This window comes from Lacrimispora sp. 210928-DFI.3.58, from assembly GCF_020554865.1.
Classification (GTDB): Bacteria; Bacillota; Clostridia; order Lachnospirales; family Lachnospiraceae; genus Enterocloster.
In genome coordinates this window covers 120,302-137,833 of sequence record NZ_JAJCIC010000001.1, presented here as the reverse complement: position 1 = coordinate 137,833, position 17,532 = coordinate 120,302, and the positions used below count along the sequence as shown (strand labels likewise).

Annotated in this window: 12 protein-coding genes; all 12 read right to left on the bottom strand. The window is 50.6% G+C overall.

Going from position 1 to position 17,532, the window contains the following annotated elements; all coding sequences use genetic code 11:
- Window positions 1–100: 100 nt before the first annotated feature.
- The 12 genes from LIZ87_RS00645 to LIZ87_RS00590 all read right to left on the bottom strand — a co-directional run bounded on the left by LIZ87_RS00645 (window position 101) and on the right by LIZ87_RS00590 (window position 17,334).
- Window positions 101–1,045: a type I phosphomannose isomerase catalytic subunit gene (locus LIZ87_RS00645; protein WP_178315916.1), complete on the bottom strand. Its 945-nt coding sequence runs from the start codon at window positions 1,043–1,045 to the stop codon at window positions 101–103.
- Window positions 1,046–1,219: 174 nt separating this feature from the next.
- Window positions 1,220–2,491, bottom strand: coding sequence for a phosphopyruvate hydratase (gene eno / locus LIZ87_RS00640; RefSeq protein ID WP_227144773.1), 1,272 nt, complete (start codon window positions 2,489–2,491; stop codon window positions 1,220–1,222).
- A gap of 81 nt (window positions 2,492–2,572) precedes the next feature.
- Window positions 2,573–3,601, bottom strand: a complete 1,029-nt coding sequence (locus LIZ87_RS00635) for a peptidyl-prolyl cis-trans isomerase (protein ID WP_227144771.1) — start codon at window positions 3,599–3,601, stop codon at window positions 2,573–2,575.
- 13 nt (window positions 3,602–3,614) lie between these two features.
- Entirely contained in the window at window positions 3,615–4,400 is a 786-nt protein-coding gene (locus LIZ87_RS00630; protein WP_227144769.1) for an HAD family hydrolase, read from the bottom strand.
- Window positions 4,393–5,001: a Maf family protein gene (locus LIZ87_RS00625; RefSeq protein ID WP_442912166.1), complete on the bottom strand. Its 609-nt coding sequence runs from the start codon at window positions 4,999–5,001 to the stop codon at window positions 4,393–4,395. Before LIZ87_RS00625 ends, LIZ87_RS00630 begins: the two co-directional genes overlap by 8 nt.
- Window positions 5,002–5,280: 279 nt before the next feature.
- Window positions 5,281–5,832 (bottom strand): putative ABC transporter permease, encoded by a 552-nt coding sequence (locus LIZ87_RS00620; RefSeq protein WP_227144765.1) that lies wholly within the window; start codon window positions 5,830–5,832, stop codon window positions 5,281–5,283.
- Between the two features lie 41 nt (window positions 5,833–5,873).
- Complete coding sequence (locus LIZ87_RS00615; RefSeq protein WP_227144918.1) at window positions 5,874–6,317, bottom strand: divergent PAP2 family protein; 444 nt, start codon at window positions 6,315–6,317, stop codon at window positions 5,874–5,876.
- Between the two features lie 59 nt (window positions 6,318–6,376).
- Complete coding sequence (locus LIZ87_RS00610) at window positions 6,377–6,889, bottom strand: HD family phosphohydrolase (RefSeq protein ID WP_178314756.1); 513 nt, start codon at window positions 6,887–6,889, stop codon at window positions 6,377–6,379.
- Window positions 6,890–7,028: 139 nt separating this feature from the next.
- Window positions 7,029–8,474 carry a glycogen synthase GlgA gene (gene glgA / locus LIZ87_RS00605; protein WP_227144763.1) on the bottom strand — a complete coding sequence of 482 codons (1,446 nt, stop codon included), beginning with the start codon at window positions 8,472–8,474 and terminating at the stop codon, window positions 7,029–7,031.
- Between the two features lie 403 nt (window positions 8,475–8,877).
- On the bottom strand, window positions 8,878–9,696 hold the full coding sequence (gene spo0A, locus LIZ87_RS00600) for a sporulation transcription factor Spo0A (RefSeq protein ID WP_227144762.1): 819 nt from the start codon (window positions 9,694–9,696) through the stop codon (window positions 8,878–8,880).
- Window positions 9,697–9,982: 286 nt separating this feature from the next.
- Window positions 9,983–13,585 (bottom strand): AMP-binding protein, encoded by a 3,603-nt coding sequence (locus LIZ87_RS00595; protein WP_227144760.1) that lies wholly within the window; start codon window positions 13,583–13,585, stop codon window positions 9,983–9,985.
- 212 nt (window positions 13,586–13,797) lie between these two features.
- On the bottom strand, window positions 13,798–17,334 hold the full coding sequence (locus LIZ87_RS00590; protein ID WP_227144758.1) for a hybrid sensor histidine kinase/response regulator: 3,537 nt from the start codon (window positions 17,332–17,334) through the stop codon (window positions 13,798–13,800).
- Between the last annotated feature and the right edge of the window lie 198 nt (window positions 17,335–17,532).

Here is a 17,532-nt window from a genome sequence, read left to right as displayed (position 1 = left end):
CCTTGGCTGCCAGGAGGATGTCCAGATGCTCCGGTTTCGGACATAAGAAGCTCCAGCCTTCCTCCCGGCTGCCACAGCACAAATGCAAAAGCGCAGGCTTTTACCTGGCCTGAGACCAAATAAAGGAAAGCTCCCCCTCGAATCGGCAGCAGCCGTAATCTGCCGGTACGATAAAATGCTGGCCCTTTGACACCGGGATGCCGTTCACGGTTCCGTGGCCCTCCAGAATGCTCACATTGGCAAAATCACTGCCAAAATCCTCCTCCCAGCAGTCCTTCACATCCACCTTCCCGCAGGTGTAGTAATCGCAGGTCACAAGATGCTGCTTTTTGCCGTGCTCATTGTCCGCCTCCACATAGGGCTTATCTCCCTCACGGACCTTATAAGGCGCTTCGATCACGTCCAGACTCTGTTTGATATGGAGCTGCCTGGGCTTGCCGTCTGATAACCGGTCGTAATCATACACGCGGTATGTAATATCACTGCTCTGCTGTGTCTCCAGGATCAGGGTGCCTCCCTTGATCGCGTGGACGCAGCCGGGATTGATCTGGAAAAAGTCGCCCTTTTTCACCGGAATCTGACGGATAAATTCGCTCCAGCGCTTTCCCTCTATCATTTCCCGCAGTTCTTCCTTGTCCTTCGCATTGTGTCCGATGACAATGGTGGCATCCTCATCGCAGTCCAGCACATACCAGCACTCTGTCTTGCCCAGAGAGCCGTTTTCATGCTCTGCGGCGTATGCATTGTCAGGATGGACCTGGATGCTTAAGTCCTTCTTGGCATCGATGATCTTGATCAGCAGCGGAAATACCTTCTGGGATGACGTGCTCCCAAACAGCTCCTTGTGGTCCTCCCAAAGAGAGCTTAAGGTATGGCCTGCAAATGTCCCGGAAGCGATCTTACAGTCTCCGCTTTTGTGGGCGCTGATGGCCCAGCACTCGCCTGTGTGGTCGCTGGGTATGGTGTAGCCGTATACTTCATTTAACCTGCTTCCTCCCCAGATGGCTTCCTTGAACACAGGCTCCATAAATAATAATTCTTTCATATGATCTCTCTCCTTGCCAATCCATTTTACTGCCATGCAGTATCTTTCTTCATCATACAATACTTTGGCAGATTATTCAAGGAGCCTTGCCCTTGCGTTTCCGCATTTTACGCTCCGAGAGGTTGAGTCGGCTGCCGGGAGCGCCAGCCGCCCTCCCGGCGGCCGCCTGGACTGTTACCTCCGGATATTTTCCTCAATCCTCAAAAGCTGGTTGTATTTTGCCACGCGGTCTGAGCGGCAGGGCGCACCTGTTTTGATCTGGCCTGCATTCACTGCAACTGCAATATCTGCAATGATGGAATCCTCTGTCTCACCGGATCGGTGGGAAATAATGGTTCCAAAGCCGGCCCGCTTTGCCATCTCGATGGCCTCAAAGCTCTCTGTCAGCGTTCCGATCTGGTTGACCTTTACCAGAATGGCATTGCCCGCCTTCTGTTCGATCCCTTTGGCAAGGCGTTTTGTATTGGTGACAAAGAGGTCGTCGCCCACCAGCTGGATCCTTCCTCCCAGCTCCTGTGTGAGCATCTGCCAGCCCTCCCAGTCCTCCTCATGAAGGCCGTCCTCAATGGAGCAGATGGGGAACTCATCCGCAAGCTTTTTATAGTAATCCACCATCTGACGTGCGCTGCGCGTTACCTGGCTTCCTGCCATTTTGCTCTCACCGGGGAACAGGTACTGTCCCGTTCCTTCATCATACAGTTCACTGGAGGCTGCATCGATGGCGATCCTCATGTCGGTCCCCGGCTTCAGGCCATTTTTCTCCATAGCCCTTACCAGGTAGGACAGAACCTCCTCCGCATTCTTCAGATCCGGTGCAAAGCCGCCCTCATCTCCCACGCCCGTGCTGTAGCCGTCCTCCTTCAGGAGCTTTTTCAGGGTGTGGTAGACCTCGGCGCACATCCTTAGATTCTCTGAAAAGCTGCCGCCCTCACAGGGCATGATCATAAATTCCTGTAGGTCCACCGTATTATCCGCATGCTTTCCGCCATTTAAAATATTCATCATAGGAACAGGCAGCCTGCAGGCATGGATCCCGCCCAGGTAGCGGTACAGCGGCATGTGGAGCCCATTGGCCGCTGCCCTCGCAACTGCCATGGACACGCCTAAGACCGCATTGGCTCCAAGCTTTCCCTTATTGTCCGTGCCGTCTGCATCCCGAAGAAGCCCGTCAATATACCTCTGGTCCAGGGCGCTTTCAAACATGACCGCTTCCGCAAGGATGCTATTTACATGCTCTACTGCCTTTCTGACTCCCTGTCCATTGTAACGGCTTCCCCCATCTCTCAGCTCCACCGCCTCAAATTTCCCAGTTGATGCCCCGGAAGGCACTGCCGCCCTTCCCACAGCTCCTCCTGCCAGGCATACCTCCACCTCCACCGTGGGATTGCCCCTGGAATCCAGGATCTCTCTCCCCTGGACGCTTTCTATCTCTAATTCATTTAACATCATCAAGACCTCCTTTTTATTCTGATATTAGGATGGCCTTTTCCTGACATTTTATGTGTTTTCTATTCGGTTTTCTCTCTTCTATTTGCTGAAATAACTATGATACAGTTCAAAAAAATCATCCGAGGTACATCCCTCCCCCTGGGAGAAATCCACCTCGTTCCAGGTATCCTCTGCCAGCTTTACGCTGTATTCCCCTGCAAATGGCTCATATATCCGGCGGAAGGCCTGGGTCTTTTTTTCCTGGGCAAGGCTGCTTTTTCTGGCAGCAGTGGCGTCCTGATCGTAGGCATTGACGCATTTCTGGATGTAACATTTTCCATCCTGCTCCGCAATGCCGCTGATCTCATCCTGCTCCAGGGAAAATGCGCACTGCTCCAGGCTGTCCATATCCTCCTTCCACTCCAGGGAGAACAGGATCTGTCCATCCTTTGAATGCTTGGAGGCAATGGAGGAAAAAACTGCCGGTTCCTCCTGAAGCTGCGTCAAAACAGCCTCCGCCTCCTCCCTGGTATCAAAGGCCATCTGCTGTACCTCTATGACCTTTGCCTCCGCATCGCTGACTTCCAGGTCCTTATCCTCTATGAGCTCCGCTACCAGCTTATCCGCCAGGAAATACCGGCAGTACAGGTCGTAGACCTCATCCTGGGTCACATCCATGTATTCCTTGTCCCCGTCTGTCAAACTGTGGTAATATTCCTGGGCCAGGGTTTTGATGCCGTCCTTTTCCTGTCCTGTGAGCTCGATCCCCTGCTCCCCGGCCATCAGGTTGATGGTGGTGAGCTCCACCAGAAACTGCCCCATCTGTGCCTTTAATTTCTCCTCAAAGGTATTGCCTGCTCCGTCTGCTGTCACAGACCAGAGCCTGGAGGAATAGACATTCTGATACCGGTTGCGCTCTGTAGCAGCAATCAGGCGGATCTGTCCCTGGGTATACTCCGTTTCTGCTGTCCTGGCCTTCGTCTTTGGGGAGGAAACTGCCGTCTTGCTGCAGGCTGTAATGACCAGGCAGGCTGTTCCCAGAAGGGCTGCTGCGATACGAACTGCCCTTCGTGAGAACCGCCCGCCCGCTTTTCTCTTATCCCCTCTCTTCACCTGTTTTCTATCCAATCCAAAACTCCTTTCACAGAAGCTGCTTCAATACCTTTAATACCCCGTTGTTTCCATTGCTGTCTGCCTGGAATCTGGCGGCTTTCCGCACTTCCTCCCTTGCATTTGCCACTGCAAAGCTGTAGTAGGCCTGTCCCAGCATCTCGATATCGTTGAGCTGGTCTCCAAAGGCCATGGTCTCCTCAGGGAGGATCCCCAGGCTTTCCTGGATCATCTTCACTGCATTTCCCTTATTTACCCCCAAAGCCATGCAGTCCATCCACATGTCCCCTGCACAGGTGATTTTCAGATCATTCTTAAATTCCTCGTAGATCCCTCTGGTGGCTTCCTCGATGTTCTCTTTTTTGTAGAAGGAAAGCTTGATACAGGGCACATCCAGCTTCGTGATATCCTCCACTCTTGTAACGTGGAACTTATACCCCTCTGTCAGCCATTTGTAAAGGGCATCATCTTTCGAATCAATGAAGTCTCCGTCAGCAGCTGCATATACAATTTCCAGATCCCCTTGGCTGCGGCCCATATCGATCGCTTTTTTCACCAGCTTCTGGTCAATGGCAAACTCGTAGAGGCTCCGCCCATGGCAGCCGATATAGGCTCCATTGTCTGCAATATAAAATATTTTTTCCTTTACCGGGTAAAATGCTGTCTCCACGCTGGCCCACGGCCTGCCGCTGGCAATGGCGAACTGGATGCCCTTTTCCCGCAGCTTTTTTATGACCTCAAAATATTCAGGATTGATATCCGGTGAGCCGTCCGGAACAATGGTTCCATCCACATCTGATACGATCAGTTTAATCATTTTCCTCTTCCTCCAAAAGTCCTTTGATCTCCTGGCACAGCCTGCCTAAAGGCAAGCCTACCACATTTGAGTAATCCCCGTCAATCCCCTTAATGTAAGCGGCAAATTTTCCCTGTATGCCGTAGCCTCCTGCCTTGTCTAAGGGCTCCCCGCTCTCTGCATATTCCTTTATCTCTGCTTCGGTCATGGGATACACATGGACATCTGTCTTCTCTGCAAATGTAGCCCCGTGGAAGCTGCCATTTTCCAGGCAGAGAAGGACCGTAACTCCTGTATATACCTGGTGGGTGCGTCCTGCAAGCCTTTTTATCATCCCGCAGGCTTTCTCCGGCGTGCCCGGCTTTCCCAGGATCTCCCCCTCTGCTGCCACCACGGTATCAGCCCCGATCACAAGGCTGCCTGGTCCGCATCCTGCCGCGATGTCCTCCGCCTTCTGTCTGGAGAGCTCCATGACCAGAAGGTCCGGCTCTGTCTCCTCTGTAACCTCTTCTATCCGGCTGGGCCTTACCTCTGCCTGTATCCCGATCTGAGCCAGCAGCTCCTTCCTTCTGGGAGAGCCGGAGGCAAGTACCACATGCCAGCCCTGAAAGCTGTCTGACATTTCCATGCTGTTCCTTCCTTTCTGTAAATGCGATCTTCCTGCAAAAATCCCGCTACCGGGCGCATGCAGGTTTACTATGAAAGTCCGCCGCCGAATAGGCGGCATGTATTCAGGTATGCCCAATGCGTCCACCAGACCTTCATGGTGCGGTAGCGCGTCCGCCCGCTGGACGCATGTAGGTTTACTATGAAAACCTCGCCGCCGGACACATGCAGGTTTACTATGGAAAAAAGGGGCCTCTGCATGCCGGCCTTCTAACAGCCGCCTGCAGCCGCCCCCCTAATATATCTTCAGCCTTCCAATGGCTGTTTCTTCCTCCTCCGATCCACCCATGCGGTGGTATACGCAATATAGAAAATCGATCAGATAAAATACGGTCAGCCCCACGGCCAGCATCGTTCCCATATGGCCCGGTATCCTGTCTACCATCACGCGCACCCAGCTGTCCAGGTAGTAGAAGAAGAACAAGCCTAAAAATCCCCACGCCAGACTGCTCTCCAGGCACACAATGCCCTTGTAGTTAAACCGCTTATGGCTGTAATCCCACCAAAACGCGCCAAACAGGCGTATCATGACATTCGCTGTTACAAGCTCCATGGTAGTTGCCATGGCCATGGACGCCGTGTAGAGCTCCACCGGATGATCGGATATGGGCTTTAGCAAAAGGCAGGCCCCTGCGGCTCCTACGCCGTATATGATGCAAAAGGGGCCATGGCCAAAGCCACGGTCCACCACCGGCCGCTTATATTCAACACTGAGTACCACACATTCCAGCAGATACCCCAGGAAGCTGTACACAAAAAACCAGTTGATAAAATTGTATATATTCATGAAAACCTCAATCTATTCTAATGAAACAAGGCCTAAAGGGCTCACTGAAACAATGGATCGAGCAACAACGCCAGACCAATGCCTAAAATGGCTCCCGCCGCTACCTGAAGAGGCGTATGGCCTACGTATTCCTTCAGCTTTTCCTGCAGAACCTCCGCGTTCAGCTTCAGCGGATTCTCCATCAGGATGGAATTTAAGAGTTTTGCCTGCTTTCCTGTCTCCCGGCGTACCCCGATGGCATCGTACATCACCACCATGGACAGCACAAAGGAAACTGCAAATTCAAAGGAGCCTGCTCCGTATTTTAACAATGCTCCTGTTGTCAGTCCGCATACAGTAGATGAATGGGAGCTGGGCATACCGCCTGATCCCACCAGCCGCTCTGCATGGAAGCTTTTATTTAAAGCACAGTCAATCATGGTCTTTAATACCTGGGCCACTACCCATCCCACCACTGCGCTGATGAGTATCTGATTGCCGAGCATTTCCTGCCAAATATTCATATGTGTGTTTTGTTCCCCTTTCTCTGGATAAGCATGGTGCTTTAGCGTCTGACAGGCTGTGCCATAAAGGGAAAAGCCAGCCAATGTACGATTCTTTCTACCGTCTCAACCGTGCTCCATGCCTTGTCTGCACAGGTAATGGCGAAGCCAGCCCTGGTGGACGGAGGCACGGGAGTGAGGGGCCACATGTGGCGAAGGATGATATCCTTTTCCTCCTGGGACAGAACAAAATATTTCTCTGCATTCACAAGGGCAGCCCGCGGATGAGTAAATCCATGAAAATGGTTCCCTGTTTCTCTGGCATGAGTATGCCAGTCATATAAAAACAAATCATGGAGAAGCCCTGCTCTCGCAGCGCTCCTCCAGTTTCCCCCAAACCTTTTACAAAACTGATATCCCAGGTATGAAACCTGTATACAGTGGTCCTTACATGTAGTAGTCCCATGCTGTATGTATTGATCCATTGACTGGAACACGGGATGCTCCAGGATATCCTTTACGCATTCCATGTATTCCTGATCATTCACGTATTCGGAAGCGGCCGATGGCTCCATTGGTATCACACCTTTCTTTCAGCCAGTCATTACTATAAAGGTCCTGCCGCCGGATAGGCGGCATGTATTCAGGTATGCCAAGTGCGCCCGCCAGACTTTTATGGTGCGGTGGTATATCCGCTGCTGGGCGCATGCAGGTTTAATATCCGATCAGCCAGTCATAGAGCTCCTGGTACTTGGATGCGGATGCCCACCAGGAGAAATCCTTTGCCATAGCCCTGTCGATGATCTTGTTCCACTCACGGCGCTTGCTGTAGTAGATGTACTTTGCATAGCGGATGCTTCCCAGCATCTCATGGGCATTGTAGTTTGCAAAGGAGAAGCCGGTTCCCAGGCCTTCGTACTCATTATAAGGCTCTACGGTATCCTTAAGGCCTCCTGTCTCTCTCACGATCGGCACAGTGCCGTAGCGCAGGGCCATCAGCTGGCTTAAGCCGCAGGGTTCAAAGAGGGACGGCATAAGGAAGGCATCACAGGCAGCGTAGATCTTGTGGGACAGAGGCTCTGAATAGTAGATCTGTGCGGAAACCCTGTCATGGTACTTCCAGTCGTAATGGCGGAACATGTTCTCGTAGCGCTCATCACCTGTTCCCAGAACTACCAGCTGCATATCGTCGGCACAGATCTCATCCATCACTGCCTGGATCAGGTCTAAGCCCTTCTGGTCGGTAAGGCGTGATACGATGCCTACCATAAATTTCTTCTCATCTACAGGAAGGCCTAACTCCTGCTGGAGGGCTTTCTTGTTTTTCGCTTTTTCCTTGCGGAAGTTCTTTGCATTGTACTGCTGCGGAATGTGGACATCTGTCTCCGGGTTAAAGTCATCGTAGTCAATGCCGTTGACAATGCCCCTCAGGCTGTTCGCCCTTGCGCGCATAAGGCCGTCTAAGCCCTCGCCGTAGAACGGTGTCTTGATCTCCTCTGCGTAGGTGTTGCTCACAGTGGTGATGGCGTCTGCGTATACGATGCCGCCCTTTAACAGGTTGCCGTCCTTATAGGCCTCCAGTTTGTCTGGTGCAAAATAGTAATCCGGAAGCTCTGTAAACCGCTGGATGGTCTTTACATCCCATACGCCCTGGAACTTCAGATTGTGGATGGTGATGACAGACTTCATGTTGCGGTAGAACTCGCCCTCATGGAATTTATCTTTTAACAGTACAGGGATCAGGCCTGTCTGCCAGTCATGACAGTGTATAACGTCCGGCTGGAAGCCGATCACCGGAAGTGCGGATAAGGCGGCACGGCAGAAGAAGCAGAATTTCTCTAAATCCCAGAACCAGTCGCCGTAAGGCTTTGCGCCGTTGAAATAGCTCTCATTGTCAATGAAATAGAAGGTTACGCCCTCGTGAACATACTGGAGAATACCTACATAACGGCTCTGGCCCAGATAGTCCATGTAGAAATGGCTGACATATTCCATCTTATCGCGCCATTCCTGCTTGATGCATAAGTATTTGGGAATGATGACTCTGACGTCGAAGTATTCTTTGTTAAAGCATTTTGGAAGTGAACCAACTACGTCGGCTAAGCCTCCTGTTTTGATAAATGGTACTGCTTCTGAAGCTGCAAATAATATTTTCTTCATCCAAACCTCCCTCTCCTGGTATACATATATAGATGGGATGGGCAGGGGAAATGGGGCGAGGATTGATGCGGGGGATGCGGACGCTTTTGGGGAGGGTGGGAGACCTCGCTTTTAGGCAGGGTGGTCTCTGGCTCCTGGGACAGCGCGGTTGCCTGGTCCGCAGTGCGCCGCTCGATTCCGCTGCGCTCCATCTCGCTCACGGGCGTCTACGCTCCGCTTCGGTCCTTGCTAAACGAGTGCCACCGGCACTCAGCAACGCCCTATGAAAAAAATCAGATAAGCAGCTGTTTTTGTGCAAGCACAACACAGCTGCTTCTCCGCTTTTTTTCGCACTGCTCATTGCCTACGTGGACATTATACCCCAATTTCCTTCATTTAGAAAGTTCTTTCTTCTCTTTTTATGTTAAAATTTTTTGTACTCCAGTAAAATTTTATCTGAAATCAGGGCGATAAATTCGGAATTTGTGGGTTTTCCCTTGGCTGTGCTGATCGTATAGCCAAATACTTCATCGATCGTCTCCATTTTCCCTCTGCCCCAGGCCACCTCGATGGCGTGGCGGATGGCGCGTTCTACGCGGCTGGCGGTGGTCTGGTTTTGTTTTGCGATGGCTGGATAGAGGATCTTTGTCACAGAGCTCATCATTTCCTGGTCCTTGACGGACATGGTGATGGCATCGCGGAGGTATTGGTAGCCCTTTATGTGGGCCGGGATGCCCAGCTCGTGGAGCATTTTGGTGATATCCTCCTCTAAGTGCTCCTTCATGTACTCTTCCCTGGATATGTGGGACTCTTCTCCCGGCTCAAAGGGGGAGGCCTGTATCTTTCCTGCTACCGGCTTCATGGGAAGCTTCCCGATATGCCGGATCTTGTTCATCAGTATCTCCTTGTCAAATGGTTTCATCAGGTAGTAATTCGCACCTGCCCTGAATGCTTCTTCTGTCATCTGCTCCCCGCCCACTGCACTTAAGATGATAAATGCGGGATTTTTCGGAAATGTATGTCCGCTCTTTACCCGTTCCACTACGGAAATCCCGTCAATCTTTGGCATGATCAGGTCCAGCAGTACGATGTCTGGTGTGGTGTCCACGATCATATCGATCGCGTCTTCTCCGTTATCTGCTTTTCCAATTACAGATAAACCGTCTTCTGCGTTAATCATTTCATCCAGCGTATTCAGAATCAGCGGATTGTCATCTACAATCGCAACATTCAGATTCTCCACTTAAACCTACCTCCTAAACGTGTTCACTAGTTTTTGAACCAGCCGGTCAATGATTGGCTTGAAAATCGTTACGCAACTGTCGTTTTGTAACTGTTTTCCATTATATATGTCTTGCTCCCATGATAGCAACGCTTCTTGGTCGCAATTTTAGACACATATCGCGTTTTTTTTCGTCTTTGTTCTGAAAAAACCAGTTTTTTCTTTTGTTGTTATATTATATATAACGTAAAAAACGGCAAATTTTCCTTCGCCGTTTTTTACAATTTTTACGTTTTATGCTGTTTTTTTACTGTTTTTTGAAAACGATATGGCTGGGTACAAGTGTTTTTCCGCAGCGCGCTTCGACATAGGCCTTCAGCTCCTCCGCCTCCAGCTCAGCCCCGGAGTAAACATCTGCTGTGAGATAAAGCTTATTGTCCTCACCATACTGCACATAAGCCTCGGCCCTGCTGATCCCGGGATGGCCGGACAGCACGGTCTCCAGCTTGTAGAGATCCAGAAAGCTCCGTCCTGTGACGCTCTCCATCATGACTGTCCTTCCGCCCTGCTCCAGCATATCAATGGAGCCGTCCGGCAGGATCCTGGCTGTACGCCCTGTCTTATAGAGGACGCCCGGCCCATAGGGGTTTGTGATCTTGTCCACACAGTCCCTGGTGGGATGATCCATGATATAGAGGTCTCCCCAGCCGCCAATAGGCTGCTTGCGGCAGGTGTCATCAAATACATAGGCCTTTACCATGGTCTTTCCTGCCACTCCCTCTATGAGATCGCAGCCTGCAGCTGCATTGACCTTGTCCGCCTCCACAAAGTAGTGCTTCGGGAACACCTTCTCCGGCAGATGCTTCTTCAAGCGGCGCACAGAGGGCTCCTCCAGCATTGCCTCCACAATGGCCTCCATGCAGGTCATGAAGATGCGGAGCTGTCCTGCATCAAACCGGTTCTCCCAGTAGCGCAGTTCGTAATAATATCCCCTGTAATCGGACATCACCTGGAGATGGAAGGGCAGGGAGTCTAACTGCATCCTCATGCGCTCCGCCGGAAGGCCGCCGATCTCATCCAGATTCAGGATGTCTCCCTGATACTGGAAGAACATTTCGTCTGCATGGAGGTTGGAAATGTAGCAGCGCATGGTGTTCATGATCTGCTGGCCTGAACGCTTCAGAAGCTTCGGCACGGTCTCATGGGGCACATTGGTGTAGCGGAAAAAGTAGGTCAAAAACAGAGGACCTGCCAGCCTGTTCCAGCGGCTGTCTGTCCTTCCGCTGTGGATGCTGGAGCTGACCGTATCCTTTTCATTGCTGAAAATGCCGATGCAGTAATTGAAGGCTGTGAGGAAGACCACATTTTCAGAGACGCCGTTGCTCTTGCAGAAGGCTGTCAGCTTCTTTCTGCTCAGGGAGTCAAAGCGCTCCCTGATAGCTGCATTTTCCCCGTGGGAAAGGCCTCCGAAATCCTTCCGGTTCAGAATGCTCTTTCTCACCCTGAAATCCTTCATGAGCTCCTTATAGTATTCTCCGTTCTGCTTTCGCAGGCCCCTTGCATCCTTGTCCTTTTCGTCAAGTATGTACTCGTAGAAGGTATAGTTTTCCTTCTCCACCTGCTCTCCCCGGTAAAGGGCATTCAGATCCTCGAACAGGATATTCATTGTCATGCCGTCGCCCATGATATGGGCAATGTCGAAGAACAGATAATTAGCGGTATCCGTCTTATAAATGCCCACATGGTACAATGGCTCATTTTCTGTGTAGGTGTAGGGCCTAAGGAGGGTCGTGCTGACCTTATCCCAGGCCTCGTCAGACAGCTCTGTGATGGGGATGACCACCTTCCTGCTGTCATAGCGGAAATTCTTATACACACCCTCTGACAGCTGGATCACGCCCTTTAACTGAGGATGGACATCAAACAGGGCCTCCACCGCTGTCTTTAACCGGTAGATGTTCACCCGCCTATCCAAGCGGAACAAAAATGGCAGGTTGGCCGTGGTGTTGCCCCGCATCACGTAGGCAAAGTAGAGCTGCAGATTTGTGAGGGGGTACACATCCCGCACTGTGTAATCCACCTGTCCGCCCTCCTTCTGCTCCTGGAAGAAGGCCTCCAGTTTTTCCACTGTCGGGTGGAGCATCAGGTCATTTAAGGTCATGGACAGCCCAAAGCGGTTGTAAAGATCTGTGAGGAGCAGCACGCTTCCCAGGGAGTCCAGCCCTGCCTCGTAGACATCCGTGTCAATGCCGAAACGGCGGTGTCCCAGGGTATCTGCAATGGCGTCGTAAAGCTTTTGCTGAAGCTCATTTTCCGGCTGACGGACATTTGCAAGCTCCTCCTCTTCCTTCTTTTTCTGAGTGAAATACTGGTTGCGGATGATCTTTTTTGAGGAGGTCTTTGCAAATGGAGTCTCCCTGATCCTGTTTTTCATGATCCGCTTATAGGAGGGGAGATCCTGGTTATGTTTCTTTATGATCTCTGCCACTGCGGACCGGATATCCGTAATGCCTGCCGCGTCTGCGAATTTCAGGTTGGGGTAGACCTCGGCGCAGATGGTGTCATCCTCGCCGAATACAAGGATATCCTCGATCAGGCGCTCATTTTCAAACAGGTTCTCCAGCTGCTCCGGAGCCACGTTCTCGCCGTTGCTTAAGATGATTAGATTCTTCTTCCTGCCTGTAAGGTAGAGGAAGCCCTCCTCATCCACATAGCCAATATCACCTGTGCAGAGCCAGCCGTCCTCTGTTATAGCCTCCGCGGTCTTGTCCGGCTCCTTGTAGTAGCCCATCATCACAGAGGGGCTCTTTACCTGGATCTCCTCGTCCACAATGCGCACCTGGCAGCCCTCCACGATCCTGCCCACAGATGCCACCTTGTCCGGGCGGTTCCAATCAGGGGAGGATATCTTCGGGGAGCACTCTGACATGCCGTAGCCCTGAGCAATGGAAATGCCCAGGCGCTTAAAGTTGGCTGCCAGCTCCGGCGCCAAGTAGCCGCCTCCGCTGATGATCTTGTGGAGCCTGCGTCCCAGCACACGGTCGCGCATGGCATGGATGGATACTCCGGGCTCCTGCCTTGTGAGGATGGCGATCCTGTTGTACAGGGCCTTTGCAATCATGGGCACCATACGGATGACTGTTGGCTGGAAAAGCTGGATATGGTCTGCCAGCTTTGCCATGTCGCGGTTTAAGCAGAGCATGCTTCCGTAGCGCATCACGATCAGGATATCTCCGTTGATACAGAATACATGGTGAATGGGCAGCACATTCAAGTAGACCTCATTCTCCGGGTGCTCCTTGTCTGTGGTGCAGAAGGTATTATCGATCAGGTTCCCGTTGGAGAGCATAACGCCCTTTCCCCTTCCGGTGGTGCCGGAGGTAAAAAGGATCATGGCGCAGTCCTTCCCGGAGACCTCAGGGGTGACACTGCGGCCGGCGTATTCCTTTAAAATATTGTCCGAGCAGGGCACGTGCTTTCCGTGCTGCAGGGATATGTATGCCTTTACGCCCGGACAGCGCTCTTTGACACCCTCCACCAGGGCATGGTGCTCCCAGTCATAGAACAGGATGTCAACATCCGAGCGGTTTAAACAGTCGCTTAAGGTGTCCACATTCATCTGGATATCCAGAGGGATGCTGATATTTCCATTTCCCATAACACCTAAGAGCACGGTCAGATAGTGATGGCTGCTGCCTCCTAGAAGTCCTACCTGCACCTTGTGTCCCGCCTTCTGATCCTGGTCATGGACCCAGGCACCGATCGCCCGGCACTCTGCTGCAAACTCTCCATAGGTCACATCATAGACAACGTCATTGTCCTCATAACGCAAAAAAATCCGGTCACTGTAATCACTGCCGGCATTCTGAACTAGGTCGTATATTGTTTTTGTTGTTTGTCTTGTAATCATGATTTCCTCTCTTTATTTTTAGACAAAACTCATGGTTTCTGTTGATAATATAACATATTTACCCCGAAGTGACAATTAACGTTTTGCCTGAATATAAAAGGAAAAAGCGGCAGGAACAGTGCTTATTTACATAAGTCACCGATTCCTGCCGCCTTTTCTTCGGCCATTTTTATCTGAAGCTTCACCGAAAAGACGGTCCAGGCTTCTTCTCATCACGTCCATGCTTTCAGACACTGTATCATCTTTCTGATGTCCAGTGGTTTTGCAAGATGGCTATTCATGCCTGCATTCTCACACTTTCGTATATCCTCCGCAAAAGCATTGGCAGTCATGGCAATGATCGGGATCCTGGCCGCATCCTTCCGGGGAAGCCGGCGGATCGCAGCAGTTGCTTCATATCCATTCATAACCGGCATTTGAATATCCATAAATATCATATCAAAGTAGTCCTCCGGCACTTGCTCAAAACGTTCCAACGCTTTTTGGCCATTCTCCACGCTCTCTACCGTCACCCCGGTCTCTCCGATGAGTTCTTCGGCTATTTCCCGGTTCAGTTCATTATCCTCAACCAGAAGTATCCTCTTCCCTGAAAGCCCGGCTTCGTCAGGCAGGCCTGTTTCCACTGGCTCCTCTTCCTCATCGCCTGCAGCAATCTGGTTGAACAGGTAGACCAGGCGCGACTTAAACAGCGGCTTGGATATAAAACCATTGACGCCTGCACGGCGTGCTTCCTCCTCCACATCGCTCCAGTCATATGCCGACAGGATAATGATCGGAACATCGGGACCCACCTTTTTGCGGATGGCCCGGGCCGTCTCGATCCCATCCATATCCGGCATTTTCCAGTCTAAAATTACAGAAAAATAATCCTGAGCTGCCTGGTGATGTTCCCATACACGTTCCACGGCTTCTCTTCCGTTCAATACGTATTCGCCCTTCATCCCAATATGCTCCAGGATCATGCAGGTCATCTGGCTTGCCGCCTCATCATCGTCCACCACAAGTACCGGCAGGTCCACAAGCCTGTCCGTATTGGGCGCCGCCGTATGGGCAATCCGGAAAGACAATATGACTATGAACTGTGATCCTTTGCCGGGTGTGCTCTCCACCAGGATATCCCCATTCATCATGCGGGCAATATTTCTGGCTATCGTCATTCCCAGGCCGGTCCCTTCGGTCTTGCTGACCATCGAATCCTCTGCGCGGCTAAAGGGTTCAAACATTTTCTCTTGAAACTCCTTGCTCATTCCGATCCCATTATCCCGGAAAACAAATTCATAACAGCCATAATCATACGTAGAGGATGGTTTCTCGTTGATCTCCATCTCAATGTCACCGCCGGGCGGTGTATACTTCACTGCATTTCCCAGTATATTCATAAAGATCTGCTGTATCCTCATGGAATCGCCGATCACCTGCTCATGCTCCACATTCGCAATATGCACATTGAAGTTATGGTTCTTCTGATCCATGGAAGGCCTGATCATTGTTACAAGATTCCCGATCAGATCAGATAAGTTGATTTCCTCTTCCGCCAGATCTATTTTCCCGGATTCTATCTTGCTCATGTCAAGCACCTCATTGACCAGCGCCAAAAGATGCTTGCTGGCAACCGTGATCTTACCCAGGCAGTCCGCCACACGCTCATGATCCTCCAGATACTTTCCTGCAATGGCTGTCATTCCGATGATCGCATTCATCGGAGTCCGGATATCGTGGCTCATCCTTGACATGAACTCGCTCTTGGCCGCATTGGCATGATTCGCCACTTTGCATGCTTCTCTTAATGCCTGCTGCTCTTGTGCCTCTTTTCGCTTGCTTTCGGTCACATCCTGCACCACATACACTGCCTGGGTCGGCCTTTTGTCAATTGCTGCAGCCAGCACCACAGTGGCACGGATCCAGGCCATCCCGCTATCCCCATATGGCAGCCTGCGGTATTCAAAAGCGATCAGCGGATGTTCCCTGCTCAGAGTGTTGCATAAATTCTTATGACTGATATTTGCAAGATATTCCTCCCGGTCATCCGGATGCACAAAGTTTTGGGCATACAGCAAAAATCCCTGGGTACAATTTTTCTCATCCCCTAAAACGCTTCCAACCTCCGCCTTCTGGGTTACCGGCCGGAACGTATCATTCTCCAGATCTAAGTAATACGTGGCAAAAAACATGCTGCTTAAACTGCTGATAATGGAAGTCTTTTCCCGAACATCCCTGCGGGTACGCTCCTCCTCCAGCTTTTCGGAAGTAATATCGCGTCCCAATATATTGACCACCGTCTTATTTCCCTGCCGTATATAAAACACCTGCTCCTCAACCCACAGTGTGGAAGCGGTTTTACTCCGGTACTGAAAGATCTCTTCCTTAAAATTCTGTACATCCTCCGCTTTCTTTCGGAGATTTTCAAGTAAAAATGTATTCCTGAAACCCTCTTTATCCTCCTCTGCCACAAACGTATCCAGCGCTTTCCGGATATAGTAGCTGTAATCTCCTTCTAACCGATTTTCCGTAGTTCCTTCCCTCAGATAGATCCTCTCACATTTTCCTGTTTCCAAATCAACAATATTCAAGATACTGAATCTTGACCGGATGATAGCAGCCATTCTCCGGTCATTCCAGGTGCGCTCCATATTTTTCTTTGTCTGCTCATTCACATCCTGGAAGGTCAGAATTGCATATCCGCCCTGTCTCTGATTCTCCTTGAAATAAGCGGTTACCGATATATGGCGCCACTCACCGTAGAGAAATGCCCTGCATACAAGATTCTGTTTTCTTTCATTCTTCTCCCATGCCTGCCTCATCGCATTAAGAGAAAATTTATGGGCAAATTCTTCCTGGTCCTCCGAAGCGATGTGCTCAGCTGACTTGCCCTTAAAAATATTATCCCATAAAAAGATGTCCCTTCCCACGGCCCGTCTGACCAACTCTGTGGTACGCACAATATTTACGCCGCCATTTTGCAGATCTACCACATAAATAGCAAAATTCATCTCTCCCAGAGAATGAATGATCTCCTGGTTCCGAATGTTGATTTCTTCCCGCTCAAGCCCGTCCCTGAAAATATCATGCACATCCTTCACACGGATCATGATACGCTGGTTATCCTCCGTATACTCAAAATCCGGGGCAATCTCCAGCGTATGCCATCGGAAGCCGTTTCCTGCTTTCCGCCGGTAAAGGCAGTTCAGAACCTTCGCATTGTCTCTCAACTCCGTTTTCAGCCGATCTATCTGAACAAACTTCCGATACCGCTCAACATCCTCCTCATAAATGTAGCCGCATAACGCAATACCTTCAAACCATGCAGAAAGAGAGGTCATATATCCCTGCATATCCCGCATTTCTTTTTCATCTGCTTTGACGATACTGAAGCTGTCTGCGCTCAGATTTCCGCGCAGCACCTTATAATATACATAATTTGAATCTTCCTCATAAGGAGTGACCGTAATCATAAGGGCTGAAACCGCCTCTTCCCAGAGGATCCTTTTCGCTGTGATCTCTACTGCTCTTCCAAAGGGGGAATCATAGCTGACAGAGCGCGCTTCGTCCTTCTCTTTCATGGAAAGCACGGGGCAGTTAGAACAGGCTCCCTTCCACAGTTCATGGCAGACTATGCCTTCCCTGATCTCCGGCACGATCTCCTTTATCCGCTTATTAAAATACAGGATTTCATGATCATCTTCCCGTATGACATAAACTCCGGTCATCCGGAATGAATCCAATAGCAGTTCATATTGTTCTGATTTCATATATTTTCCCTATTCTCAATCTTTTTCTATATGATAATTATAAAGTCTCCTCTCCCCGAAATCAATGATTTTCATTTTCCCATCTGCTTTTCGCTGCATTTCGGCTATTCATCAAAACCAGGCAGCACAAACACAGAAAAAAATATTTCCCTGCTGCTGCGCATTGCAAATTTTCCTCCAATCAAGTAAGATAAAACA